Here is a 1,321-nt window from a genome sequence, read left to right on the forward strand (position 1 = left end):
TGAACCGCCCCGGGTTTTCCGGAGGCCGTTTCGTTTGAGTCACGCGGCTATGGCTGGTTCATCCAACATGGCGTAGTAGCGTTCCTCGGCTTCGGCCGGCGGGATGTTGCCGATGGGCTCCAGCAGCCGGCGATTGTTGAACCAGTCGACCCATTCGAGCGTGGCGAACTCGACGGCCTCGAATGAGCGCCAGGGTCCGCGTCGATGGATCACCTCGGCCTTGTAAAGACCGTTGATCGTTTCGGCGAGAGCATTGTCGTAAGAGTCGCCGACACTGCCCACCGAAGGTTCGACGCCGGCCTCCGCCAGGCGCTCGGTGTATCTGATGGAGACGTATTGGCTGCCTCTATCGCTGTGATGGATGAGCCCGCCTCCCTGCACGGGCCGCCGATCATGGAGAGCCTGTTCCAGAGCGTCCAGAACGAAGCTGGCATGCGCCGTCCGGCTCACCCGCCAGCCGACGATCCTTCGCGCATAGGTGTCGATGACAAAGGCGACATAGACGAAGCCCGTCCAGGTCGCGACGTAGGTGAAGTCGGAGACCCACAGCATGTTCGGCGCCGGGGCATGGAACTGGCGATTGACGTGATCGAGAGGGCATGGTGCCGCCTTGTCGCTCACCGTGGTGCGGATCGGCTTGCCGCGGATGATGCCTTCGAGGCCCATGGCCTTCATCAGGCGGGCAACCGTGCAGCGGGCGACATCGAAGCCCTCGCGTTGCAACTGCCGCCAGATCTTGCGAACGCCGTAGACGCGGAAGTTAGCCTCGAACACGCGTCGGACCTCATCCTTCAAAGCCTCATCCCGCTTCACCCGAGCCGACAGCCGGGAGGGATCGATGCGCTTGGCGACATGGTCGTGGTAGGTCGACGGGGCGATCGGCAGCACCTTGCAGATCGGCTCGACCCCATGCGCCTCGCGGTGATCGTCGATGAACGCGATCATGGCTTGAACCGGCGGTCGAGCTCCGCCTGGGCAAAATACGCGGAAGCCTTGCGAAGGATCTCGTTGGCCTGGCGAAGCTCGCGGTTCTCGCGTTCCAAAGCCTTGAGTTTCGTCGCCACATCCGTAGGCACACCGGCTCGCACGCCACTGTCGCGCTCGGCCTTCTTCACCCACTCATGCAGCGTCTGCGCCGTGCAGCCGATCTTGGCGGCGATCGACGAGACCGCCGCCCACCGCGAGGCATGCTCGCCTTCGTGATCCAGAACCAGCCGCACCGCACGGGCTCGGACCTCGGGAGAGAACTTGTTGGTCGTCTTGCTTGTCATGGCTCCACCTTCTCAGGAGTTGGAGCCTCCGATCAACCCGGGGCGGTTCA

General features: G+C 63.6%; 1 protein-coding gene and 1 other annotated feature. The gene reads right to left on the reverse strand.

The annotated features are described in order from the left end of the window. Positions 1-39: 39 nt before the first annotated feature. Positions 40-1,271 (reverse strand): IS3 family transposase gene (locus NKH21_RS32655; protein WP_352671818.1). Its coding sequence is split into 2 segments (ribosomal slippage): positions 40-980 and positions 980-1,271, totalling 1,233 coding nucleotides; the frame shifts between segments, so codons are not numbered across the junction. Then, positions 871-987: a sequence feature (AL1L pseudoknot), on the reverse strand. It overlaps the preceding gene by 117 nt. Positions 1,272-1,321 lie beyond the last annotated feature (50 nt).

The sequence above is a fragment of the Mesorhizobium sp. M1329 genome (assembly GCF_040318035.1).
In the GTDB taxonomy this organism is placed as follows: Bacteria; Pseudomonadota; Alphaproteobacteria; order Rhizobiales; family Rhizobiaceae; genus Mesorhizobium.